The 23,237-nt window shown below is 66.8% G+C and carries 16 protein-coding genes and 3 rRNA genes; 12 read left to right on the forward strand and 7 right to left on the reverse strand.

What is annotated here, in order from left to right; genetic code table 11:
• Positions 1–270: 270 nt before the first annotated feature.
• Positions 271–1,071, reverse strand: a complete 801-nt coding sequence (locus tag FHX37_RS19890) for a Fic family protein (RefSeq protein ID WP_211351967.1) — start codon at positions 1,069–1,071, stop codon at positions 271–273.
• 133 nt (positions 1,072–1,204) lie between these two features.
• On the opposite strand from FHX37_RS19890, the gene acs reads away from it, so the two are divergent.
• The 4 genes from acs to FHX37_RS19910 all read left to right on the forward strand — a co-directional run bounded on the left by acs (position 1,205) and on the right by FHX37_RS19910 (position 5,332).
• Positions 1,205–3,181, forward strand: a complete 1,977-nt coding sequence (gene acs, locus FHX37_RS19895) for an acetate--CoA ligase (RefSeq protein WP_141925722.1) — start codon at positions 1,205–1,207, stop codon at positions 3,179–3,181.
• Between the two features lie 249 nt (positions 3,182–3,430).
• The gene (locus tag FHX37_RS19900; RefSeq protein ID WP_141925723.1) at positions 3,431–3,865 is read left to right on the forward strand and encodes a phage holin family protein; all 435 of its coding nucleotides are present in this window, start codon (positions 3,431–3,433) and stop codon (positions 3,863–3,865) included.
• Between the two features lie 27 nt (positions 3,866–3,892).
• The gene (locus tag FHX37_RS19905) at positions 3,893–4,804 is read left to right on the forward strand and encodes an alpha/beta fold hydrolase (protein ID WP_141925724.1); all 912 of its coding nucleotides are present in this window, start codon (positions 3,893–3,895) and stop codon (positions 4,802–4,804) included.
• A gap of 39 nt (positions 4,805–4,843) precedes the next feature.
• On the forward strand, positions 4,844–5,332 hold the full coding sequence (locus tag FHX37_RS19910) for a DUF309 domain-containing protein (RefSeq protein ID WP_141925725.1): 489 nt from the start codon (positions 4,844–4,846) through the stop codon (positions 5,330–5,332).
• Between the two features lie 187 nt (positions 5,333–5,519).
• Here the strand turns inward: FHX37_RS19910 and FHX37_RS19915 are convergent, their stop codons facing one another.
• On the reverse strand, positions 5,520–5,948 hold the full coding sequence (locus FHX37_RS19915) for an ester cyclase (protein WP_141925726.1): 429 nt from the start codon (positions 5,946–5,948) through the stop codon (positions 5,520–5,522).
• A 575-nt stretch (positions 5,949–6,523) separates the two neighbouring features.
• Here FHX37_RS19915 and FHX37_RS19920 point away from each other — a divergent pair.
• The 5 genes from FHX37_RS19920 (at position 6,524) to rrf (ending at position 15,501) form a co-directional block, all read left to right on the forward strand.
• Positions 6,524–8,935, forward strand: coding sequence for a sodium-translocating pyrophosphatase (locus FHX37_RS19920; RefSeq protein WP_141925727.1), 2,412 nt, complete (start codon positions 6,524–6,526; stop codon positions 8,933–8,935).
• A gap of 209 nt (positions 8,936–9,144) precedes the next feature.
• On the forward strand, positions 9,145–9,621 hold the full coding sequence (locus FHX37_RS19925) for a SixA phosphatase family protein (protein WP_141925728.1): 477 nt from the start codon (positions 9,145–9,147) through the stop codon (positions 9,619–9,621).
• A gap of 582 nt (positions 9,622–10,203) precedes the next feature.
• Positions 10,204–11,749 (forward strand): 16S ribosomal RNA (locus tag FHX37_RS19930).
• Positions 11,750–12,187: 438 nt separating this feature from the next.
• Positions 12,188–15,268 (forward strand): 23S ribosomal RNA (locus FHX37_RS19935).
• Between the two features lie 114 nt (positions 15,269–15,382).
• A 5S ribosomal RNA gene (gene rrf, locus FHX37_RS19940) occupies positions 15,383–15,501 on the forward strand.
• Together the 16S, 23S and 5S rRNA genes form the textbook arrangement of a ribosomal RNA operon.
• Before the next feature lie 59 nt (positions 15,502–15,560).
• On the opposite strand, the gene FHX37_RS19945 is transcribed toward rrf, so the two are convergent.
• Positions 15,561–16,817 carry an MFS transporter gene (locus FHX37_RS19945; protein WP_211351969.1) on the reverse strand — a complete coding sequence of 419 codons (1,257 nt, stop codon included), beginning with the start codon at positions 16,815–16,817 and terminating at the stop codon, positions 15,561–15,563.
• An 83-nt stretch (positions 16,818–16,900) separates the two neighbouring features.
• Between FHX37_RS19945 and FHX37_RS19950 the strand changes: the two genes are divergently transcribed.
• The 3 genes from FHX37_RS19950 (at position 16,901) to FHX37_RS19960 (ending at position 19,566) form a co-directional block, all read left to right on the forward strand.
• The gene (locus FHX37_RS19950; RefSeq protein WP_246062460.1) at positions 16,901–17,290 is read left to right on the forward strand and encodes an ArsR/SmtB family transcription factor; all 390 of its coding nucleotides are present in this window, start codon (positions 16,901–16,903) and stop codon (positions 17,288–17,290) included.
• Between the two features lie 203 nt (positions 17,291–17,493).
• Positions 17,494–17,967 (forward strand): carboxymuconolactone decarboxylase family protein, encoded by a 474-nt coding sequence (locus FHX37_RS19955; RefSeq protein WP_141925729.1) that lies wholly within the window; start codon positions 17,494–17,496, stop codon positions 17,965–17,967.
• 318 nt (positions 17,968–18,285) lie between these two features.
• The gene (locus tag FHX37_RS19960; protein ID WP_246062461.1) at positions 18,286–19,566 is read left to right on the forward strand and encodes a glycosyltransferase; all 1,281 of its coding nucleotides are present in this window, start codon (positions 18,286–18,288) and stop codon (positions 19,564–19,566) included.
• Positions 19,567–19,599: 33 nt separating this feature from the next.
• Here the strand turns inward: FHX37_RS19960 and serB are convergent, their stop codons facing one another.
• From serB to FHX37_RS19980, 4 genes are all read right to left on the reverse strand, one after another.
• A complete protein-coding gene (gene serB, locus FHX37_RS19965; protein ID WP_141925731.1) occupies positions 19,600–20,814 on the reverse strand; it encodes a phosphoserine phosphatase SerB in 1,215 nt (404 codons plus the stop codon).
• Positions 20,815–21,030: 216 nt separating this feature from the next.
• Complete coding sequence (locus FHX37_RS19970; RefSeq protein WP_141925732.1) at positions 21,031–21,648, reverse strand: DUF1707 SHOCT-like domain-containing protein; 618 nt, start codon at positions 21,646–21,648, stop codon at positions 21,031–21,033.
• A 21-nt stretch (positions 21,649–21,669) separates the two neighbouring features.
• Entirely contained in the window at positions 21,670–22,302 is a 633-nt protein-coding gene (locus FHX37_RS19975) for a DUF1707 SHOCT-like domain-containing protein (RefSeq protein WP_141925733.1), read from the reverse strand.
• Between the two features lie 103 nt (positions 22,303–22,405).
• Positions 22,406–23,182 (reverse strand): hypothetical protein, encoded by a 777-nt coding sequence (locus FHX37_RS19980; protein WP_141925734.1) that lies wholly within the window; start codon positions 23,180–23,182, stop codon positions 22,406–22,408.
• Positions 23,183–23,237 lie beyond the last annotated feature (55 nt).

The following is a 23,237-nucleotide window of genomic DNA, read 5'->3' on the forward strand; positions in this document are numbered from 1 at the left end:
TCCGGGCAATGCCAGCAGGGGCGAACCCGGTCGGGATAATATGACTCGCACGCATGATAGCCCGGTGACACGTGCTGCTGACGGTGCCTCGAGCGGTTCGGAAAGACCGCGCGGGGCACCGTTCTGTGTGACCCCTCTTCCGGAGCCTCTCCCGTCATTCCCGCCGGCGGGAAAGCCCTCGGGGGCACGGAATGACGGGGCGGACGGCTCGGCGAGGTTCAATATTCAAATTCTCGCTGCCTGGGATTCACACGGGAAGAATGTGCCAGCTCACCCGCGCTTCAACGCCTCACAGGTCGCCAGCGAGTCCCGCGCGCCCGCCGCGACCGCCCGGCAGCAGTGCGTCACCCACGCGGCCATCCCCTCGGGGGTGCCCGTGGTGTAGTCGTGGAGCGCCCTCGCGTACTCCTCGGCCGACTCCGCGTGGCCCACTTCCGGAGGGACCAGCGACTTGGGGTCCAGGCCGCGTTCGACCAGTGTCAGCCGCTCCGCGGCACGCGCGACCAGGCCGTCCCCCCATCCGAACGGGCGCAGCGTCGCCAGCTCCCCGTGGACGACGGCGCTGACCACGAGCGCGGGGACCGTCCCCGGGGTGTTGAGCAGCGTGTTCAACGCCCTCAGCCGCGCGGGGACCTGTTCGGCGCCCGGAGCGGGTCCGACACCGAGAACGTCCTCAGAGGTCTGCTCGCGCGTCCGCGGGCGCCCGAGAGCGCCGGTGGGAACACTGTCGGCCGCCGCGAGGGTGTGCAACCGTGCCAGTACCTGGTGCGGGGCTTTGGACCATGTGTCGACCAGCGTCCCCAGCTCACCGGAGACGCGCAGCGCACCCGTGACCCGGGGGTCGTCACTCTCGCCCGAGCGCACGTGCTCCAGCGGCGCCTCGGCTCCTTCCAGGGCCGCGGAGGCGCGGGCTCCGCGCAACGCGGACTCCAGCGACACGTCCGTACTGCGCCGTCGCAGGATGCGGTGGCCCAGCAGGCGGTCGACCACCGAACGCGTCTCCTGGACGGCCTCGTCAACACCGGGAAGCTCCGCTATCCGCTGTAGCGGGTCATCTGAAACCGAATTCACACCACAAAGCCTACGCGTCAGTAACAGAGGTTGTGGCCAGGCCCCACTTGTGGCTACCACTGTTCGGTTGATGAAGTGGTATGGACCACTTGTGCCTATCGGGCGCATCACAACCGACCGAGGAGGAGTAACCGTGGCTCAGACCCCCCAGGAACAGGGCAGCGAGACGCTGTCCAACCTGCTGCAGGAGACGCGCCGGTTCCCACCGCCTCCGGAGCTCGCCGCCCACGCGAACGTCACGAGCGACGCCTTCGCGGCTGCGTCCGCCGATCCCCTCAGCTTCTGGGAGGAGCAGGCCCGTCGCCTGACCTGGGAACGGTCCTGGGACAAGGTCCTGGAGTGGAACCCGCCGTTCGCGGAATGGTTCGGCGGCGGCAAGCTCAACGCCGCGGTCAACTGTCTGGACCGCCACGTCGAGGCGGGACTGGGGGACCGGGTCGCCATCCACTGGGAGGGTGAACCCGGCGACAGCCGGGCCATCACCTACGCCCAGCTCACCGGGATGGTGTGCCAGGCCGCCAACGCCATGACGGAACTCGGCGTGTCCAAGGGCGACCGGGTCGCCATCTACATGCCGATGATCCCGGAGACGGTCGTCGCCATGCTGGCGTGCGCCCGACTCGGCGCTATCCACATGGTGGTCTTCGGTGGTTTCTCGGTGGACGCGCTCGGCACCCGCCTGGACGACAGCGAGGCGAAACTCGTCGTCACCGCCGACGGCGGTTACCGCCGCGGCGCGCCGAGCTCCCTCAAACCCGCCGTCGACGAGGCGGTGCGCGACCGTCCCGCGGTGGAGAACGTCCTCGTCGTACGGCGCACCGGCCAGGAGATCGACTGGTCCGAGGGGCGCGACGTCTGGTGGCACGACATCGTCGACCGCCAGGACACCCGCCACCACGCCGAGGCGCACGACGCCGAGCACCCGCTGTACATCATGTACACCAGCGGCACCACCGCCAAACCCAAGGGCATCCTGCACACCACCGGCGGGTACCTGACCCAGGTCTCCTACACCCACTGGGCGGTGTTCGACCTCAAACCCGAGAGCGACGTCTTCTGGACCGCCGCCGACATCGGGTGGGTGACCGGCCACTCCTACATCGTCTACGGTCCGCTCTCCAACGGCGCCACCTCGGTGATGTACGAGGGCACCCCGGACACCCCGCACAAGGGGCGCTTCTGGGAGATCGCCGAGAAGTACGGGGTCTCACTGCTGTACATGGCCCCCACGGCGATCCGCACGTTCATGAAGTGGGGCGAGGACATCCCGGCCGGATACGACCTGTCCCGCCTGCGGGTGCTGGGTTCGGTCGGCGAGCCGATCAACCCCGAGGCCTACATGTGGTACCGGAAGAACATCGGCGGCGACCGTACCCCCGTCGTGGACACCTGGTGGCAGACCGAGACCGGGGCGATCATGGTCTCCCCGCTGCCGGGTGTGCACTCGGGCAAACCCGGGGCCGCCATGCAGCCCCTTCCCGGTATCGCGGCCGACGTCGTGGACGAGACGGGAGCCTCCGTCCCCAACGGGGAGGGCGGCTACATCGTGGTGCGCGAGCCCTGGCCCGCCATGCTGCGCGGGATCTGGGGCGACCCCCAGCGGTACAGGGAGACCTACTGGTCCCGGTTCGAGGGCCTGTACTTCCCCGGGGACGGAGCGAAACGCGACGAGGACGGCGACTTCTGGCTGCTCGGCCGGGTGGACGACGTCATGCTCGTCTCCGGCCACAACATCTCCACCACCGAGGTGGAGTCGGCCCTGGTCTCCCACCCCTCCGTCGCCGAGGCGGCGGTCGTGGGCGCGGCCGACCCGGTGAGCGGGCAGGCGATCGTGTCCTTCGTGATCCTGCGGGGCGAGGTCGGCAACGGCGGTGACGACCTGGTCAGCGAACTCCGGTCCCACGTCGGCGCCTCCCTGGGGCCCATCGCCAAACCGCGCCAGATCATGGTGGTTCCGGAGCTGCCGAAGACGCGCTCCGGAAAGATCATGCGTCGGCTGCTGCGTGACGTGGCGGAGAACCGCCAGCTCGGCGACGTCTCCACCCTCACCGACAGCACGGTGATGGACGTGATCTCGGCCAAGCTGCCCAACGCCAACAGCGACGAGTAGCACCCTTCCGCACCCGCCACGGCACCCGCCAGCGCCGCCGTACCCCTGTGGAACCCGCAGTGGGCGCGGCGGCGCGCGTTATGCTGATCTCCTGCACCAACAGCTCAATGGTCCCCGGGTGCCGTTCTCCCGCCGCCGCGCGGCCACCCGGTGCCGGCCCCGCGGGTGCGGGTGCGGCGCCACGGTGCGTGGGAACGGGTGTGTGCAAGGATTCGAGAGAAACACGTCCGAACGAAGGGAGCCACCTCGATGTCTGCGACCCGGTCGGGTGGCCAGGAATCCGAAACGCCCAACCCCACCGAGCGTTCGTTGGGCCAGCTCGCCTCGGAGGCCAGCGGCAACATATCGCGTCTCGTACGCCTGGAACTGGAACTGGCGAAGCTGGAACTCGCGCGAGACGCCCGGCACGTCGCCAAGGGTTCGGGGCTGTTCGTCGTAGCCGCCGTACTCGGGCACATGGTGCTGATCCTGGCCTCGGTGACGATCGGCCTGGGGCTGTGGGCTCTCGGCCTCGCCCCGTGGCTGGCGTTCCTCATCGTGACGCTGTTCTACGTGGTACTCGCCGCGGTTCTGGTGTTCGTGGGCGTGCGCCAACTCAAACGGCTCCAGGGCCTGTCCCGCACCAGTGCCACCATGGCGGACACGATGGCGGTGCTGCGGCGGGAACACCCGGACGAAGCGTGACCACGGGCCCGTACGGTCGGTTGAACGATGACTGACGAGTCGGCCGTCATGATCGACGGACCGTGGACCCACCGGACGGTGAGCGCCGCCGGCACGCGTTTCCACGTGGTGGACGCCGGCGACGGGCCACTGGTGCTGCTCCTGCACGGTTTTCCCCAGTTCTGGTGGTCGTGGCACGAGCAGCTCCCCGCTCTCGCCGCCGCCGGCTACCGGGCGGTGGCGGTGGACCTGCGCGGGTACGGGGCCAGTGACAAACCGCCCCGTGGCTATGACCTCGTCACGCTGGCGTCGGATGCCGCCGGACTGATCCGGGCGCTGGGCGAGGCGGAGGCGGTCGTCGTCGGCCACGCCACCGGCGGGCTGCTCGGCTGGACCATGGCCACCCACTTCCCGTCCGTGGTGCGACGGCTGGCGGTGCTGGCCATGCCGCATCCGCTCCGGCTGCCGTGGGCGATGCTGGCGGCGGAGCAGGGATGGGCGGCGCGGCCGCTTCTGGGGTTCCAGCTTCCGGTCCTGCCGGAACGGCGGTTGCTGGCCCGGGACGCGACCAGGGTGGGAACCCTGCTGCGCGAGTGGTCCCGTCCGGGATGGCCCGACCAAACGACCGAGCGTCTCTGCCGGGACGCGTTCCAGATCCCCGGTGTGGCGCACTGCTCGGTGGAGTGCCACCGCTGGCTGGTCCGTTCCCAGGTCCGCCCGGACGGCCGCAGGTACATGCGCCGCATGCGTCGGCCGATCGGTGCTCCCACCCTGCACATGCACGGCGGGTTGGATCCGTTCCTGCTCGCCGGTACCGCACGCGGGTCGGGGCGCTACGTCGACGCGCCCTACCGATGGCGGATGGTGGAGGGTGCGGGGCACTTCCCGCACCAGGAGCGTCCCGAACGAGTCAACGCCTCCCTGCTCAGCTGGCTCGAGGACAGCGAACCCGACATGTGACCCCGTAGGCCGAACCCGTCGGAACCGAAGTGAGGAACCATGCAGGAGAACACGTCAGCGGCCCGGGACCGCGATCCGGAGGGGCGCGCGCAGAACCAGCGCCCCCGGGACGGGTACGGGCGTCCGCTTCCCCACGGTTCACAGGGGGTGCCACGGATTCCCGAGGACGCCGTGTTCACCCCGGAGGAGGGACTGACCGAGGCGCAACGGTTGCTGGAGGGTGGTTACGCCTTCCACGCGCATGAGGTTCTGGAAGCGGTGTGGAAGTCCGCGTCCGCCCCGGACAGGGAGCTGTGGCGGGGACTGGCCCAGCTCGCTGTCGGGCTCACCCACGCCCAGCGGGGCAACCGCCTCGGTGCCGCGCGTCTGCTGCGCCGGGGCGCGCAACGGGTCGCCGAGTACGGCAGCGCGGCCCCGGACGGGGTCGACGCCGTGGGCGTGGCCCGGTACGGGAACAGCGTCGCCGAGCGGTTGGAGGCGGGCGACGACGGCCCGATCGACACCTCGGCGTTGCGGCTGCGCCGTTGACCCCTGGGGTGGCGGAAGGGGACCGGGGACGGTTCCCCTCCCCGCCCCGACCGGGCCGGGGCTCGGCCCCCGGAGCGCCGCCGCGCGTTTCCCCTGGTGAGCAGTTGCCGCGGTTACCCGTGTGGTGCCGGGCGCGGGGCAGCACTGGCCCGGTGGTCCCGGAGGAGTCCACGGCTGCGCGGCGGGCTCACCCGAGCGCCCGTAGCTGGCGCATCAGTTCCAGGTTGTCGCCGTGCGGCCAGTACTCCACGAACCGGTCGCCGTCGACCCGCATCACGTCGACGCCCCGGTAGCGCACACTCGTGCCCGGCGGAGCGTCGAAACCGGGAACGCCTCCCGGATAGTTCGCCGCGAACTCCCAGCGCCCGACCACCCACGCGCCGTCCACGATGGGCTCGGTCAGCAGCGCGACCCGGACGTCGCGGAACATGGTCACCGCCGTGCGTACCTGTTCGGCGATCTCCTCCGGCCCCACGTGGTCGCGTCCCTGGTCCCAGTGCGCGACGGCCCCGGGAGCGAACAGTCGCCGTGCGAGGCTGTCCATCTCCTCCGGAGCCGCGTTCCACATCCCGGGGAGCCAGCGTCGGTACAGTTCGCGTGTCGCCGTGGCGTCCACGGTTCCCCCTCGAGTCACGGTTCTCGGTCCGACACCGCCCGAGCTTTCCAGCACGGTGCTCCCGGTGTCTTGGAGAAACGGGAACTCGCGGTGGATCCACACCCTGGGACGCGTCCGGCGGGAACGTCCGGCTCGTGGCGGCCCGCGCGGCGGACCCGCCTTTCGGGAGCGAGCTGCCTGCGCGGCGACGCGGCCCAGCGCGTTGGGAGTGCTGTTACTCCTGTGGCTCATGCCGTTTAAATACGGTTAAGCGAATTTTTTCTCAAAAATTCCAATAGTCAGTATTGCGAATTATGTATTTTATTCCTTTGTGTGGCGGTATGCCGCTATTGTTATTCCGCTGTTGGCATGAGTCGTGCTCCTTGGGGGAAGGCGCATCCCCGCCTCGCGCTTTTCGACGCAATGGTGCGTAGAATTCCGGAGCATCGTTCCCACTGCGACCTGTGGGGCCGGAGAGTTGAATACTGAACGGCAGTGCGCGCTCGGTCGGTACGGGTTTCCGGGAGAATGTTCCATTCGGGTGTTTCCGGGATCCAGGAGCGCGGCTCCACAACGTTCCCGTCAAGGAGGACGGTTTGTCTGGGCTCAGTCTCGCCGCTGAAGGCGGCCAGGACCTGACCCTGGGCGGCATGGACGTCACACTGGTCATCGTGGTGTCCGCGGTGGCGCTGCTCGCGCTCGCCGTCGCCGGATGGCTGGTGCGGGAGGTCCTCGCCGGCGGCCAGGGAACAGAGCGGATGCGTGACATCTCGCTCGCTGTCCAAGAAGGTGCGGCTGCTTATCTGAAACGCCAGTTTCGCACTTTGGTCATTTTCGTTATCGCTATTCCGTTACTTCTGCTATTGCTACCCGCGGACACGGAGGCCGTAAGGTACGGCCGGTCCCTGTTCTTCGCTCTTGGGGCGGTATTCTCCGCGCTCACCGGTTTCATAGGAATGTGGCTCGCCGTGCGCGGGAACGCCCGGGTCGCCGCCGCGGCGCGTGCCGGCGGTCCGGACAGTGAACGCTCGGCGATGCGGATCGCGTTCCGCACCGGCGGCGTCGCCGGAATGTTCACTGTCGGCCTGGGACTGCTGGGCGCGGCCCTCGTGGTCCTCCTCTACCAGGGGAACGCTCCCGCGGTTCTGGAGGGCTTCGGCTTCGGCGCCGCCCTGCTGGCCATGTTCATGCGTGTCGGCGGTGGCATCTTCACCAAGGCGGCCGACGTCGGTGCCGACCTCGTCGGCAAGGTCGAACAGGGCATCCCCGAGGACGACCCCCGCAACGCCGCCACCATCGCCGACAACGTCGGGGACAACGTCGGGGACTGCGCGGGCATGGCGGCGGACCTGTTCGAGTCCTACGCCGTGGTCCTGGTGGCCTCGCTCATCCTCGGCCGGGTGGCCTTCGGCGTGGAGGGCCTCGTGTTCCCGCTCCTGGTGCCGATGATCGGTGTGATCACCGCCATCATCGGCATCTTCGTCGTGACGCCCCGCCCGCGGGACAAGAGCGGCATGGCCGCCATCAACCGGGGTTTCTTCCTCTCAGCGCTGATCTCCGCCGTACTCGTCGCCGGCGCGGCGGTGGCCTACCTGCCCACCAGCTTCGCCGGGCTGAGCGGGGTCGAGGACGCCGAGATCGCCGCTCTGGACGGCAACCCGCGAATCGTGGCGATCGGCGCGGTACTGGTCGGCCTCGTGCTCGCCGCCGCGATCCAGCTGCTCACCGGTTACTTCACCGAGACCAACCGGCGCCCCGTGCGGGACATCGGGGAGAGCTCCGAGACGGGACCCGCCACGGTCATCCTCTCGGGTGTGTCGGTCGGTCTGGAGTCGGCCGTCTACTCCGCCCTGCTGCTGGCGGGCGCGGTCTACGCCGCCTTCCTCATCGGCGGGCAGAACGTCACCGTCAGCCTGTTCGCGGTGGCACTGGCCGGCACGGGGCTGCTCACCACCGTCGGTGTGATCGTGGCGATGGACACGTTCGGTCCGGTGGCCGACAACGCCCAGGGCATCGCCGAGATGTCCGGTGACGTGGAAGGAAGCGGCGCGGACGTCCTGACCAGTCTGGACGCGGTCGGGAACACGACCAAGGCGATCACGAAGGGCATCGCCATCGCGACGGCGGTGCTGGCGGCGACGGCGCTGTTCGGGGCGTTCCGCACCTCGGTCGAGGGCGCTCTGGCGGAGAGGGGAGTGGACACCGACACGTTCGGACTGTCCATCGACGAACCCAACGTCCTCGTCGGTGTGATCATCGGCGCCTCGGTGGTGTTCCTCTTCACCGGCCTCGCCGTGATGTCGGTGGGCCGCGCCGCGGGACGCGTGGTGGTGGAGGTACGGGACCAGTTCCGTACCTACCCCGGCATCATGGACGGTACGGAGAAACCCAAGTACGCCCGGGTGGTGGACATCTGCACCCGCGACTCGCTGCGGGAGCTCATCACACCGGGTCTGCTCGCCGTGCTCACCCCGATCGCGGTCGGTTTCGCGCTCGGGTACGCACCGCTGGGGGCCTTCCTGGGTGGTGCCATCGCGGCCGGTGTGCTGATGGCGGTGTTCCTCGCCAACTCCGGTGGCGCGTGGGACAACGCCAAGAAACTCGTGGAGGACGGTTACCACGGCGGCAAGGGCTCGGAGGCACACGAGGCGACAGTGATCGGGGACACGGTCGGCGACCCGTTCAAGGACACCGCGGGTCCCGCGATCAACCCCCTGCTGAAGGTCATGAACCTCGTGGCGCTGATCATCGCGCCCACCGTGGTGCTCTACGCCGACAACGTGGCACTGCGCGTGGGGGTGACCACGGTCGCTGTCGTCGTGGTGGCGGGAGCGATCGTGTGGTCCAAGCGCCGTTCCGGCAGTGCCGCGGCGCCCGATGTCCCGGCTGGGGAGGTGGAGTCGCCGGCGGGTGAGCCCACCGGCGACTCCGGTGACTCCACCACTGCCGCTTCGGAGAGCGCCGTGGAGGACGAGGAGCACCTGACGAACGGCTCTCCCCAGAGTTGAGCCGTACCGGCGGGATGTGAACCGTGGTGGCCGTCCGGGGGGAACCGCCCCCTGGGCGGCCACCACACGTAACGGCATAGGCTGGGGACGCGAACCGAGGACGAGTGGAGGTGCCGGCCGGTGTCCGGGATGCGAGGGCTCGCCGTCGTGGTGGGAACGATGCTCGGGTTCATGGCGCTGGTCGCCGCGCTGGCTTCCGTGGTGTCCCCATGAGTAGGCAGCTGGTGTTCGTCCGGCACGGCGAGGCCGAAGCGGGCGGTGTCAGAACGGCGGACCGGGAGCGCGCGCTGACCGGTAACGGACGCGCTCAGGCGCAGGCGGCGGGAAGCCTGCTCGCCCGTTCCGGAGTCGTCTGTGACCACGTGTTGTGCTCGACCGCCGTACGCGCTCGCCAGACGTTGGAACTCGCTCTGCCGCAGATGGCACGGACACCTGTCGTGGACTACGACTCGTCGCTGTACGGGGCTGCTCCGGAGACGGTGCTCGAACTCGTCAGCGTGGTCCCCGCTGACGTGACGACCCTGGCCGTGGTGGGGCACAACCCCGCGATGGCACAGTTGGTGGCCGCCTTCACGGGAAACGGGGGACCGGTGGCGTTCGCCCCCGCCAGTGTGGCCGTGGCCACCGTTGACCAGGACTGGCTCTACGTCACTCCTGAGGCGGGAACCGCCCAGATTCTCGGGTAGAGTGGTGGACGAACCCAGCGGCTCACGGCGTGTGGACGGGCGGGTTGGCCCCGTACAGGGTCGGTTTGCTTGTTCCGCGTGATCCGCTACAGTGGGTTGGGTCGCTTTGGGCCGGGATGCTGGCCGGGCGGCCGTTCGTTTCCCGCAGTGTTTGGTGGGAAGCGGGAATTCAGGCGCTACTTTCCTCCGCAGAACCGCACGGATGTGTGCATGGTTCAGGGGAAAACGGTGCTAGAATTCAGAAAAGCTGCACAGCCACACGGTGGCGGAATTGCGGGCCGGACGGTGTTCGCCACACCGATTTGGCCGGGATACGCACCGGGTGGTACTGTGGAGAACACAGAAAAACGTTAAAAACTCCGTTTTCCCGGAAGAGCCCGTTGGGGTTTGTGTGGGTTGGACGGTTGTTTCTTGAGAACTCAACAGCGCGTTTGTTTGTCTTGTGCTTCGATAGTTTTGGCCCCTGGCCCACACGTGGTGTGGGCGGGTTTTAGTGAATGGTCATGACCACCCGGTTGGGTGGTTGGCCGGGATCTCGGCCATCTGGGTTTTCCCCTGCACGGTGTGTGGGGGTGTTGGACCTGAATGGAGAGTTTGATCCTGGCTCAGGACGAACGCTGGCGGCGTGCTTAACACATGCAAGTCGAGCGCGCCATCCTGCTTTCGGGTGGGGTGGTGAGCGGCGAACGGGTGAGTAACACGTGAGTAACCTGCCCCTGACTCTGGGATAAGCCGGGGAAACCCGGTCTAATACCGGATATGACCACTGCCCGCATGGGTTGGTGGTGGAAAGGTGTCTTTCTGGTTGGGGATGGGCTCGCGGCCTATCAGCTTGTTGGTGGGGTGAGGGCCTACCAAGGCGATTACGGGTAGCCGGCCTGAGAGGGCGGTCGGCCACACTGGGACTGAGACACGGCCCAGACTCCTACGGGAGGCAGCAGTGGGGAATCTTGCGCAATGGGCGAAAGCCTGACGCAGCGACGCCGCGTGGGGGATGACGGCCTTTGGGTTGTAAACCTCTTTTACCACTGAAGCAGGCCATGCACGTGGTGTGTGGTTGACGGTAGGTGGGGAATAAGGACCGGCTAACTACGTGCCAGCAGCCGCGGTAATACGTAGGGTCCGAGCGTTGTCCGGAATTATTGGGCGTAAAGAGCTCGTAGGCGGCGTGTCGCGTCTGCTGTGAAAGTCCGGGGCTTAACTCCGGTTTGGCAGTGGATACGGGCATGCTTGAGGCAGGTAGGGGAGACTGGAATTCCTGGTGTAGCGGTGAAATGCGCAGATATCAGGAGGAACACCGGTGGCGAAGGCGGGTCTCTGGGCCTGACCTGACGCTGAGGAGCGAAAGCGTGGGTAGCGAACAGGATTAGATACCCTGGTAGTCCATGCTGTAAACGTTGGGCGCTAGGTGTGGGGACTTTCCACGGTTTCCGTGCCGTAGCTAACGCATTAAGCGCCCCGCCTGGGGAGTACGGCCGCAAGGCTAAAACTCAAAGGAATTGACGGGGGCCCGCACAAGCGGCGGAGCATGTTGCTTAATTCGACGCAACGCGAAGAACCTTACCAAGGTTTGACATCGCCGGTAATCCATCAGAGATGGTGGGTCCTTTTGGGGATCGGTGACAGGTGGTGCATGGCTGTCGTCAGCTCGTGTCGTGAGATGTTGGGTTAAGTCCCGCAACGAGCGCAACCCTTGTTCCATGTTGCCAGCACGTGGTGGTGGGGACTCATGGGAGACTGCCGGGGTCAACTCGGAGGAAGGTGGGGACGACGTCAAGTCATCATGCCCCTGATGCCTTGGGCTGCAAACATGCTACAATGGCCGGTACAGTGGGCGTGCGATACCGTGAGGTGGAGCGAATCCCATAAAGCCGGTCTCAGTTCGGATTGGGGTCTGCAACTCGACCCTATGAAGGTGGAGTCGCTAGTAATCGCGGATCAGCAATGCCGCGGTGAATACGTTCCCGGGCCTTGTACACACCGCCCGTCACGTCATGAAAGTCGGCAACACCCGAAACGTGTGGCCCAACCACGGTTGTGGGGGGAGTGCGTGAAGGTGGGGCTGGCGATTGGGACGAAGTCGTAACAAGGTAGCCGTACCGGAAGGTGCGGCTGGATCACCTCCTTTCTAAGGAGCTGGTGCCTGCCCCGTGGTGTTTTTGTTGTTGTTGTTTGGGGTGGGTGGCTCAGTGTTTTGTGGACCCGGCATGGGTGCCGTTGGCGCCCGGTCGGGAAACGGGAGCATGAAGACGAACGAAACCATGTGCCGTGGCCTCTGTTGTGGGGTTGTGGTGGGTGGTTGCGCGCTGTTGGGTGTCTGAGGGAGCAACCGCTGTGTGCGGGGTGCTTCTGGCCACCCCAACGAAGACTGTGCTGGTCTTGGTGGGTGCCGTGGGCCTGTGGTGGCAGGTTGGATGCTGTGGTTTTCCGGCTGGTGTCGGGAAGCTGGGTGTCTGGTTCTGCTGGTGCGGGTGCGGTGTCTGCTGGGTCTGGTTGTGGTTGTGGTTGGGTGTGTGGCTGGGTGTTTGATTTGTGGATAGTGTGCGCGAGCATCGTGTATCTGTGGTGGCCAAGTAGTAGTGGCATACGGTGGATGCCTTGGTACCAGGCGCCGATGAAGGACGTGGGAGACCGCGATAGTCCATGGGGAGTTGTCAACCAAGCGGTGATCCGTGGGTGTCCGAATGGGGGAACCTAGCCCGAGTTGTGTCGGGTTGCCTCTGTCTGAATGTATAGGGCAGTTGGTGGTAACGCGGGGAAGTGAAACATCTCAGTACCCGCAGGAAGAGAAAACAACGGTGATTCCCTTAGTAGTGGTGAGCGAACGGGGATGTGGCTAAACCATGCGCGTGTCAAGGCGGCAGCTGTTGCGTGTGTGGGGTTGTGGGATGTGCCTGTGGGAGTCTGCCGGCTTCCGCTGGGGCCAGTGTGGTGAGTCGAATCCGGTGGGATCCGGAACCAAAGAGGGTGAGAGTCCCGTAGGTGGAGTTGCGCTGGTTGCGGTGGGCATGGTCCCGAGTAGCGCGGAGCCCGTGAAATTCCGTGTGAATCTGGCAGGACCACCTGTCAAGCCTAAATACGTCCTGGTGACCGATAGTGGACGAGTACCGTGAGGGAAAGGTGAAAAGTGCCCCGGTGAGGGGTGGTGAAAGAGGTCTTGAAACCGTGTGCTGTCAAGCCGTCAGAGCTGCCTTGTTGGGGTGGTGATGGCGTGCCTATTGAAGAATGAGCCTGCGAGTTGTGGTGTGTGGCGAGGTTAACCCGTGTGGGGGAGCCGTAGCGAAAGCGAGTTCTAATGGGGCGTGAGTCGCATGCTGCAGACCCGAAGCGGAGTGAGCTACCCATGGCCAGGGTGAAGCGTCGGTAAGACGTCGTGGAGGCCCGCACCCACCAGGGTTGAAAACCTGGGGGATGAGCTGTGGGTAGGGGTGAAAGGCCAATCAAACTCTGTGATAGCTGGTTCTCCCCGAAATGCATTTAGGTGCAGCGTTGCATGGTGCGTGGCGGAGGTAGAGCGACTGGTTGGTCGATGGGCCGTATTGGTTACTGAGATCAGCTAAACTCCGAATGCCGTCACGTGGGAGTGCAGCAGTGAGACTGCGGGGGACAAGCTCCGTGGTCGAGAGGGAAACAGCCCAGATCGCCAGCTAAGGCCCCTAAGCGTGTGCTGAGTGGGAAAGGTTGTGTAGTTGCTGAGACAACCAGGAGGTTGGCTTAGAAGCAGCCATCCTTGAAAGAGTGCGTAATAGCTCACTGGTCAAGTGATTATGCGCCGATAATGTAGCGGGGCTGAAGCACACCGCCGAAGCTGTGGAGCCCCACCGTTGGTGGGGTTGGTAGGGGAGCGTCGCTGCCTGCGGTGAAGTCTTCGGGTGACCGGGGGTGGAGCGGTAGCGAGTGCGAATGCAGGCATGAGTAGCGAGACCAGGGTGAGAAACCCTGGCGCCGAGTGACTCAGGGTTCCTGGGGCAGGTTAATCCGCCCAGGGTGAGTCGGGACCTAAGGCGAGGCCGACAGGCGTAGTCGATGGATAACGGGTTGATATTCCCGTACCCGTGCGTATGCGTCCGGACCGGCATGTGGGTATGCTAACCACCACCATGATGCTGTCGCACCTGCGGGTGTGGTGGTGTTGTGGCGTGGGATCCGACCATGTGTGGGTCAGCGATGGGGTGACGCAGAGGGGGAGCTCTACCGGGCGGTGGTTGTCCCGGGATAAGCGTGTAGCCCGCAGTATAGGCAAATCCGTGCTGCAGTGGGGTGAGGCGTGATGTCGAGCCGGTGTGGCGAAGTGAGTGGCCCCGTGCTGTCGAGAAAAGCCTCTAGTGAGTGTGCGTGCGGCCCGTACCCGAAACCGACGCAGGTGGTCAGGTAGAGAATACCGAGGCGGTCGGGTGAACCATGGTTAAGGAACTCGGCAAATTGTCCCCGTAACTTTGGGAGAAGGGGAGCCCGGTGTGGTGAACACCCGTGCGGTGGGAGCTGCGCTGGGTCGCAGATACCAGGGGGAAGCGACTGTTTATTAAAAACACAGGTCCGTGCGAAGTCGTAAGACGCGGTATACGGACTGACGCCTGCCCGGTGCCGGAACGTTAAGAGGACTGGTGAGCCCTGCGGGGTGAGGCTGGGAATCTAAGCGCCGGTAAACGGCGGTGGTAACTATAACCATCCTAAGGTAGCGAAATTCCTTGTCGGGTAAGTTCCGACCTGCACGAATGGCGTAACGACTTCCCCGCTGTCTCAACCATGGGCCCGGTGAAATTGCACTACGAGTAAAGATGCTCGTTTCGCGCAGCAGGACGGAAAGACCCCGGGACCTTCACTACAGCTTGACATTGGTGTGTGGGATGGTTTGTGTAGGATAGGTGGGAGCCTGGGAAGCTGACACGCCAGTGTTGGTGGAGGCGTTGGTGAAATACCACTCTGATCATGTCGTACACCTCAACCCGCGCCCGTGATCCGGGTGGGGGACCGTGTCTGGTGGGTAGTTTAACTGGGGCGGTTGCCTCCTAAAAGGTAACGGAGGCGCCCAATGGTTCCCTCGGCCTGGTTGGTAATCAGGTGGTGAGTGTAAGTGCACAAGGGAGCTTGACTGCGAGACGGACGTGTCGAGCAGGTGCGAAAGCAGGGACTAGTGATCCGGCACCACCGTGTGGAAGGGGTGTCGCTCAACGGCTAAAAGGTACCCCGGGGATAACAGGCTCATCTTCCCCGAGAGTTCGTATCGACGGGATGGTTTGGCACCTCGATGTCGGCTCGTCGCATCCTGGGGCTGGAGTTGGTCCCAAGGGTTGGGCTGTTCGCCCATTAAAGCGGCACGCGAGCTGGGTTTAGAACGTCGTGAGACAGTTCGGTCCCTATCCGCTGCGCGCGTTGGAGACTTGGCAAGGGCTGTCCCTAGTACGAGAGGACCGGGACGGACGAACCTCTGGTGTGCCAGTTGTTCCGCCAGGAGCATGGCTGGTTGGCTACGTTCGGGAGAGATAACCGCTGAAAGCATCTAAGTGGGAAGCTTGCTTGGAGATGAGGTCTCCCGCCCCTGTGTGGGGGTAAGGCCGCCCAGAGATGATGGGGTTGATAGGCCGGAGGTGGAAGCTCTGTGAGGGGTGGAGCTGACCGGTACTAATGGGCCGAGGGCTTGTCCACCATGGATACATGGTTGTTCGCGCACACTATTTCACGGATTGCTGCTGCCTGTGGGTGGTGGTTGGTCCCTCATGAGTGTCCCCCCACGCGCGCGTGTGCGTGTGTGGGTGTGGGTTACGGCGGTGAGAGCGGAAGGGAAACACCCGGTGCCATTCCGAACCCGGTCGTTAAGCTTTCTTGCGCCGATGGTACTGCCCCTATGGTGCGGGGTGGGAGAGTAGGTCACCGCCGGACATTCGTTGTGATGGGGTGGGTGGAAACAGACTATGGGTTTGTTTCCACCCACCCCATTTTTATGTCTCGGTACTCCTCATATCAGCACCATGGTTCCAACCGTCGTTTCCTGCTTCCGGTTGCGTGTGTTTCGCCACTGACACCCGGGTCAGAACAGTCGCGGCGAGAACGAACACGGCCGCCAGAACGCTCAGATAGCGAGCTCCCACCACGTTCGTACCGAGCCCGAACGCTCCCACGACCCCAGACAGGGAAACCGCGAAGTACAGGGCCGCCTGGTAGAGCGACGTGACGACGGCCCGTTCCCCCGGAGCCAGCGCGATGATCATGTGCTGCTGCGGAGTCGTCACCGAGAACGAGAAAACTCCGCAAAGCACCACGGCGACCAGTGCCGTGGCGAACGTTTCGCGCAGAACCGGAACCCCGAGGAGCACAGCGGCAAGCGCCACGGTCCCGACCGTGATGACCCGCATCGGCCCGACCCGGTCGGCCAGGTAGCCCGCCATGAGGTTCCCCGCGGTTCCCGCCGTGCCGAAAACGAGAAGCAGCACGGCCAACCGCCCCCCGTGGTCCCCGGTGGCAGGTTGGTAGACAGCGCTGATGTAGGTGTAGGGAACGTAGATCCCGGTGAACACCACCACCGTCGTCGCCAACACGGCCAGCACACGCCGGTCCGACAACGGGACGAACCTCCGCCGTAGCGCCGTGGCACCACCACTGTGCAGCTTCGGTATCCGCCAGAGGATGAGCGGCGCCACGAGAACGGCCATGGCGGTGACGAACCACATCGTCGCCCGCCAGTCCAGTACCGACCCCAGGGCGGTTCCCAACGGGGCTCCCAGGATGAGGGAGGACGTCAACCCCAGCATGACGATCGAGAGAGCCCGGCCGCGTTGGTGCTCCCCCGCGAGCATGGAGGCCGTGGCACTCGCGTTCGCTGTGTACAGGGCGGCCCCGCCGGCCGCGACCACCCGGGACCCCAACACCAGGCCGTAGCTGGGAGCCAGAGCTGTTACGGCGTTACCCACGGCGAACACAACCAGGGCGGTGGTGAGGACCCGCCGGCGGGACCAGCTTCCGGTGAGGGCCGCCAGAACCGGAGCGAGCGCCGCGTAGGAGAGGGAGAACACGGTAACCAGCTGCCCCGCCTGACCGGTGCTGATGTCGAACGACGCCGAGATCCCGGGAAGGACACCGGCGATCACGAAGGCGTCCGTGCCCATGATGAACGTTCCGGCGGCCAACAGCCCCACCTGTGCTCCCCAACGCTGCCTCACCCCGGGGCTCGGAGCCGTAGCGGTCACTTCACTACTCACAACTCACCACCTTATTACGACAGCTTTCGTAATTTACGACGATAATCGTAATATAGGTCCGATGGGTAACGTGAGACACGACAGTGCGTCCCATCGGGGAGGGGTGGACCGAGTTGGCGGAGACCTGGCTCCCGGAGCCCGACCTGGACACCCTGGACGTCCGGGTGATCCTGCAGGCGCTGGTGGACCCGGTCCGGCTACGGATCGTGCGGGAGCTGGACGTTCACGGCGAGTCCACCTGCACCGCCCTGGACGTGCCGGTCAAGGTGTCCACGGTCTCCCACCACATGGGCATCCTGCGGGAGAGCGGCCTCGTGTCCACCCGGCTGGTGGGTACGGCCAAACCGAGCCGGCTGCGGAGGGCGGACCTCGAACGCCGTTTCCCGGGCCTGTTGGACGCCGTCCTCAACGCTCCTCCCCCGTCCGAACCGGCCTCCGCTGAGGGGTCCGCCGACCAGAGCGCACCGGCATAGGGCCGCAACCGACGAGAGGACCCGACCTGTTGGCCCGCTCGCAGGAACGCTGGCTCCGGCAATCCAGCGGGTCCAGGGCCGGGGGCGTTGGGAACAGTTGCCACTCCTCAGTAGTGGCGTATGCCACACTCGTTCCTGTCACAACCCGCCGAACGGTGGTGTCAGAAGAGGTGTAAGCACCGACAATGACACAGGAGCGCACCATGGATGCTCGCTTGAACCCGTTCGGCAACCCGGTCATGTCCACGTTCCTGAGGCATGCCGCGTCGGCGGGCGGGGCGATCTCGGAGTCGACGCTGCCGGCCGCGACGCAGGAGCTGGTGAAGCTCCGCGCCAGCCAGATCAACGGCTGCGGTTTCTGCACCGACATGCACACCAAAGAGGCCGCGCACGCTGGGGAGACCGCTACGCGCCTCAACCTTGTCGCGGCGTGGCGGGAGGCCACGGTGTTCACCGACGCCGAGCGCGCTGCTCTGGAGCTGGCGGAGCAGGGCACCCGCATCGCCGACGCGGCCGGTGGTGTCACGAACGAGGCCTGGACGAACGCGACCAAGTTCTACGACGAGAACCAGATCGCCGCCCTGGTGTCTCTCATCGCCCTCATCAACGCCTTCAACCGCGTGAACGTCATCGTCCGACAGCCCGGCGGCGACTACCAGCCCGGCCAGTTCGGGTAATGAGAAGCGCCATGGCCGTGGCGCCCACCCGCCCCGCGCGGTCCGACCGCTCACGACTGTGGACAGGCCCCCTCTCGGGCACTGCTCCGGCCCGCGTACCCGTGACGGGAACGTCCGCGCGGGGGTTTCCCGTGCTGGCGGCGTTACCAATGTCCAAGGCCCCACGCCCTCACCGGAAGTCCGCCAAACGAGCTCCGCCCGTTGCGCGACCCTACCGACGACCCCGAGAGTGGACCTCGAACCCGGGTACGGATACGGGCTGTTGCCAGTGTCAGGATGAGGTGTCGTGGCCCTGCGGAGGGCCGGAACGGGGCCAGAGTGCGAGTTCTTCTTCTCACCCACGGCACGCGTGGTGATGTCCAGCCCTTCGTCGCGCTGGCGAAGGGCCTGCTCGCCGCGGGGCACGAGCCGCGGTTAGGGGCGCCCGCGGCGCTGGGCCCCTTCGTCGAGCGGTGCGGCGTGCGCTTCATGCCGCTGGATGACGGCCCGAACAGGATGCTGGACGATCCCGAACGCCTCGAACCGCTACTCGATAGCAAGAGCGGCCACAGCCGCGTGCGGCAGACCGTGATGATGCTGCGCATGATGCGCGAGGTCAGACCGGCCATGGCCCGCGTACTGACCGACATGGCCTCCGCGGCCGAGGGCGGTGCCGATCTCGTGGTGCACCAGGCTGGTATTCCGGGCCATCATATCGCCGAATACCTGGGTGTGCCCGCGGTACCGGTCGGGCTGCAGCCGGTCTGGGTGCCCACGCGCGCGTTTCCGAACCCGGTGCTGCCGGTGCGTGTTCCGGCGGTGTGCAACCGCGCGACCTACTGGCTCAGCACCCTCGCGTCGCGTTCGTTCGCCGGTGTCGTCGATACCTGGCGGCGCGACACTCTGGGACTGCCCCGACGCCGGTACCGCCACAACCCCTTGCGGCGCCCGGACGGCACGCCGGCAACGCTGCTGCAGGCTTTCAGCCGGCACGTCGTTCCACCACCGGCCGACTACCCCGAGTGGGTGCACACCACGGGGTTCTGGTTCCTGGACAGCGGCGAGGACTGGGCACCGCCCCGCGAGCTCACCGAGTTCCTCGCGGCCGGGCAGCCGCCTGTCTTCGTCGGGTTCGGCAGCATGCCCAACACCGATCCCGACCGGGTCGGAGAGCTCATCGTCCGGGCTGTGCGGCGCGCCGGACTACGCGCGGTGCTCGCCTCCGGCGGTGGTGGCCTGCGGGTGGCGGGCAGTACCGACGACGTGCTCCCCGTCGACCAGGTCCCACACGACTGGATGCTCCCCCGGTCGGCCGCCGTCATCCACGCCGGCGGAGCGGGCACCACCGGTGCAGCTGCCGTCGCCGGGCTTCCCCAGGTCGTCTGCCCTTTCCACCTGGAACAGCGCTACTGGGCACAGCGGATGCACGCGCTCGGCGCCGCGCCCGAGCCGTCACCGACGCGGGACCTCGACGCCGACAGGTTGGCCGACACCCTCCGGAAGGCCGCGAACGACCACGTTTGGACACGAGGGGCGGAGGAACTGGCGCAACGGGTGAGATCCGAGCACGGTCTCACCCGGGCCGTCACACTTCTGCAGTCCCACGCCCCCGACGCTTGACGCCGGTCCGTGGCGCCGACGCGACGGAGGGACTCACTCCATGAGGTCGGCTGCTTCGACCTCCTCGCGGGAGATGCCCAACAGGAAGATGACCGTGTCCAGGTAGGGAACATTGACCGTGGTGTCGGCCTGCTCCCGCACGACGGGTTTGGCGTTGAAGGCGATACCCAGGCCGGCCGCCTGCAGCATGTCGAGGTCGTTGGCCCCGTCGCCGATGGCCACGGTCCGATCGCGCGGGACCCCGGCCTCCTCGGCGAAACGTTCCAACGCCAGCGCTTTCCCCTTCCGGTCGACGACCGGCCCCACCAGGCCACCGGTGAGTTTCCCGTCGACGACCTCCAGCGTGTTCGCCGCGGAGTAGTCCAGGTCGAGGCGCTCCACGAGGGCGTCCGTGATCTGGGTGAACCCGCCGCTGACGATCGCGCACTCGTAGCCGAGCCGCTTCAGGGTGCGGATCAGTGTCCGGGCGCCCGGGGTGAGAACGAGCTGGTCGCGGACCGCGTCCAGCGCGGAGGCGTCCAGTCCCTCCAGCAGGGCCACACGCCGCCGCAACGACTCCTCGAAGTCCAGGTTGCCGCGCATCGCCTCCTCGGTGACCCGAGCGATCTCCTCGGTGCATCCCGCGTGTTCCGCGAGGAGGTCGATCACCTCCCCCTGGATGAGCGTCGAGTCCACATCCAGGGTCACGAGGTGTTTCGCCCGGCGGTGCAGTCCACTGGGCTGAACGGCGATGTCGATGGACTGGGTGGCGGCCTCCAGCGCCAGGTCAGCGCGCAGCTGTTCCGGTTCGGCGCCGGAGATCTCCAGCTCGATCGAGGTCACGGGGTACTGGGCGAGGCGTTCTATCCGGTCGATGTTCGCGCCGGACCGCGCGACACACGAGGCCACCGCCCCGAGCGCGCCCGGGCGGAGCGGGTCGGCCAGAAGAGTCACGTGCAGCCGGTCCGTGGCGGCAGCGCCGACCCGGTCGTCGCTGCCGGTGGAGAACTCCACGTCCATACCGAGGTCGATCGCGGTCTTCTCGACGGCGCCGCGGACCTCCTCGAAGACGCGTTCCCGGCGGACTCCCGGCGCGACGCTCTCATCGACGGTGACCAGCGCGCCAAGAACGAGCTGGTTGCCGATGACGACCTGTTCCAGGTCGACGATGGTCACGGGGAATACGGAGAGGGTGGTGAGCAGGCGTGCGCTGACGCCCGGCCGGTCGTGTCCGGTCACGGTCACCAGGAGCGTACATTCGTGTTTCATGGCGAGCACTACGGTACTCGGCCGACTTTCGGGACGAACCGGCAGGGCGGTGAACACGGGGTAACAGCGTCGTGCGCTGGGCTCGGTCCTGTTTTTCGGACGCTTGTCCTGCTGCGCGCCGCCCCAGAACACCGCCCGGCGGCGTTCCCGTCGGTCGGCCGTGCCGGGGCGGCACCGGAGACGCCGCTCGCGACGAACAGCGCCCGAAAACAGGCCCTAGTCGTGTTTCGTCCCCACGCGTGCCTTGGTTCGGACGCTGATCCCACCGAGCAGGCAGGTTCCGGTCAACCGGACCGTGGGCGCGCCCGGGTCGGTGATCATGTCGGTGCTGTTCGTCTCGGTGCCGCCCAGGAACGCGTTCGTGTTGTTTATCACACGCACGCCGGGCGGGACGGTGATGTTCAGCCCTCCCAGGATGACGGCGCACTGCATGGTGACCTCGCGTTGGGCGAGGACGGCCTCCCGCAGGTCCAGTTCCGCCCCGCCGGCAACGACCGACACCGTGGTGTTGGGTTCGACCAGCCACCGCCCGCCGCGCTGCATCCCGCCGAGGATCGCGGCGAGGTTCTCCCTGCCGTTGCTGCCGGAGGCGAGCTGTCGGGCCTCCGCCGTGGAGAACTCCTCCTGGCCGGTTCCGCGACCGGCGGTTTCCTCCTCCGGGGGAAGGTCGTGGCGCAGCTGTTCCAGCTCGCCCCGGGTTTTCGCGAGGTAGAGCTCCGACAGCCGCTGCTCGTGCTCCTCCTGGCTGAGCCGCCCCTGCACGTGGGCCTCGCGCAGCTGCTCGGCGAGGCGTTCGCGCTCCGCGTCGGACACGCGCACGTGGTCGGATTCCATGTTCGCCTCCGGGCTCGTCGGTTACCTGGTTCCGGCCAGGTCGGAAAAGCTGTCCCGTGTCATTCCCGAAACGTGCCGTGCGGTGACGCGGCCGAGCAGGTGGAAACCGGTGAGTGTCACCGTCGGTGCCGCGGCGGGCGGGTCCGCCTGGTCGCCGAGCGTGCGGGAGGCGGCAGTGCCGCCGGCGAGGCGGTGCACGATCGTGGTGCCCGGGGGGACGAGCAGTTCCACCCGGCCGAGCACGGCCACGCAGCGTATGGCGACGTCGCGTTGGGCGAGGACGGCCTCCCGCAGGTCCAGCCGCACCGTGCCGAGGACGGCGGTGGCGCTGGTGCTGGGTTCGACCAGCCACCGGCCCGTGTACTCGGCGCTCGCCAGTACCGCCGTGATGCGTTCCGTTCCGGAGGCGGTGTTGTCGGGTGTCGTACTGGCCGCGTCCGCACCGGCCCCACCGGCTCCGCTGTCGGGCAGGTCCCGGGTGAGCAGGGCGAGGTCGTGGGCCCTGCGGGCCGTACGGACGGCTTCCACCCGCTGGTGGTGCTCCGCGCGGGTGAGGCAGCCCCACTCGTAGGCGCGGCTGAGAAGCCCTACGGTGTGGTCGCGCTGCGCGTCGGAGACGCGCATGTCCGGCGGCGGGATCGGTGTCTCGGCCATGCCTGCCAGTATGCCGGTACGGGCGGGTACGCGGATCGGGACGTTCCCCCGTTTTCCCCTGAGTCGCGGACCCGCTTCCCTGAGGCGGCGCACCCCGCCCGGGTCAGCGGGGTGCCGCCGCGGCCCCGTAGGCGGCGACGCGGGCGCGGCGTACGGCGCTGTCCAGGACACGCAGCGCGTCGTTCCTGGTGTGCATCTGGGCGGAGGAGAGGCCGCGCCCCGTGCCGTCGCTGGCGAGCTGTACGACGGCGGCCAGGCGGTCGGCCTGGGCCGCGAGCCGGTGCGCCCGCTGCGGGTGGCCGGGGGCCAGGCTCGCCTCCGGTGTGCTTTTCGGGTCGCGGAGGTCGGTGAGGGCGCGACCGGCCTGTTTTCCCCAGCCGGTGATGTCGTCGACGTTCCGGAACAGGTCGGCTGATTCCCGCATGGCGTGGGTGAGGGCGTGTTCCGCCTCGGACAGTTGCGGCGTCTCCGGGACGGTGTCGGCGGCCGGGTAGGGGGTCCAGGACACTCCCACGTAGGATGATCCCCGTCGGTCTTCGCTGGGAACGATCCCGATCTGCCGGTTTCCCAGCTGTAGCAGGACAGCCTCACGAGCCTCGATCGCCGCCATGTTGAGTTCCGCAGTGCCCACGAGTCCGAGCGGGTCGCCGGGAACCGGTAGGCACAGCCGGAACGCGGTGAGCCCTTCCGGGCGCAGCCCGGCGAGTGCTGAACGGAGCGGGGTTCCGCTGGTGACGGGCAGCTCCTCGGGAGCGGTTCCGATGACGTTCGGACCGGTGCGGTGTTCCACGGCGTCGACCGCGTCGTCCAGTCCGGCGTGTCCGGAGAGCCACGCGTTGCCCCAGGTGACCAGCGGCGCGGATGACAGTTCTCGAAGCATCAATATCAGCGTAGGTCGGCGAGCGGTTTCCCGTGTCCACCGGGCTGCGTGATCG

Source organism: Haloactinospora alba (assembly GCF_006717075.1).
GTDB lineage: Bacteria > Actinomycetota > Actinomycetes > Streptosporangiales > Streptosporangiaceae > Haloactinospora > Haloactinospora alba.

Excerpts from the sequence above, each read along its gene's own strand:
- FHX37_RS19955 (WP_141925729.1), top strand. The coding sequence starts at position 17,494 with ATGGATGCTCGCTTGAACCCGTTCGGCAACCCGGTCATGTCCACGTTC.
- FHX37_RS19910 (WP_141925725.1), top strand. The coding sequence starts at position 4,844 with ATGCAGGAGAACACGTCAGCGGCCCGGGACCGCGATCCGGAGGGGCGC.
- FHX37_RS19970 (WP_141925732.1), bottom strand. The coding sequence starts at position 21,648 with ATGGAATCCGACCACGTGCGCGTGTCCGACGCGGAGCGCGAACGCCTC.
- FHX37_RS19900 (WP_141925723.1), top strand. The coding sequence starts at position 3,431 with ATGTCTGCGACCCGGTCGGGTGGCCAGGAATCCGAAACGCCCAACCCC.
- serB (WP_141925731.1), bottom strand. The coding sequence starts at position 20,814 with ATGAAACACGAATGTACGCTCCTGGTGACCGTGACCGGACACGACCGG.
- FHX37_RS19975 (WP_141925733.1), bottom strand. The coding sequence starts at position 22,302 with ATGGCCGAGACACCGATCCCGCCGCCGGACATGCGCGTCTCCGACGCG.
- FHX37_RS19980 (WP_141925734.1), bottom strand. The coding sequence starts at position 23,182 with ATGCTTCGAGAACTGTCATCCGCGCCGCTGGTCACCTGGGGCAACGCG.
- FHX37_RS19905 (WP_141925724.1), top strand. The coding sequence starts at position 3,893 with ATGACTGACGAGTCGGCCGTCATGATCGACGGACCGTGGACCCACCGG.
- FHX37_RS19925 (WP_141925728.1), top strand. The coding sequence starts at position 9,145 with ATGAGTAGGCAGCTGGTGTTCGTCCGGCACGGCGAGGCCGAAGCGGGC.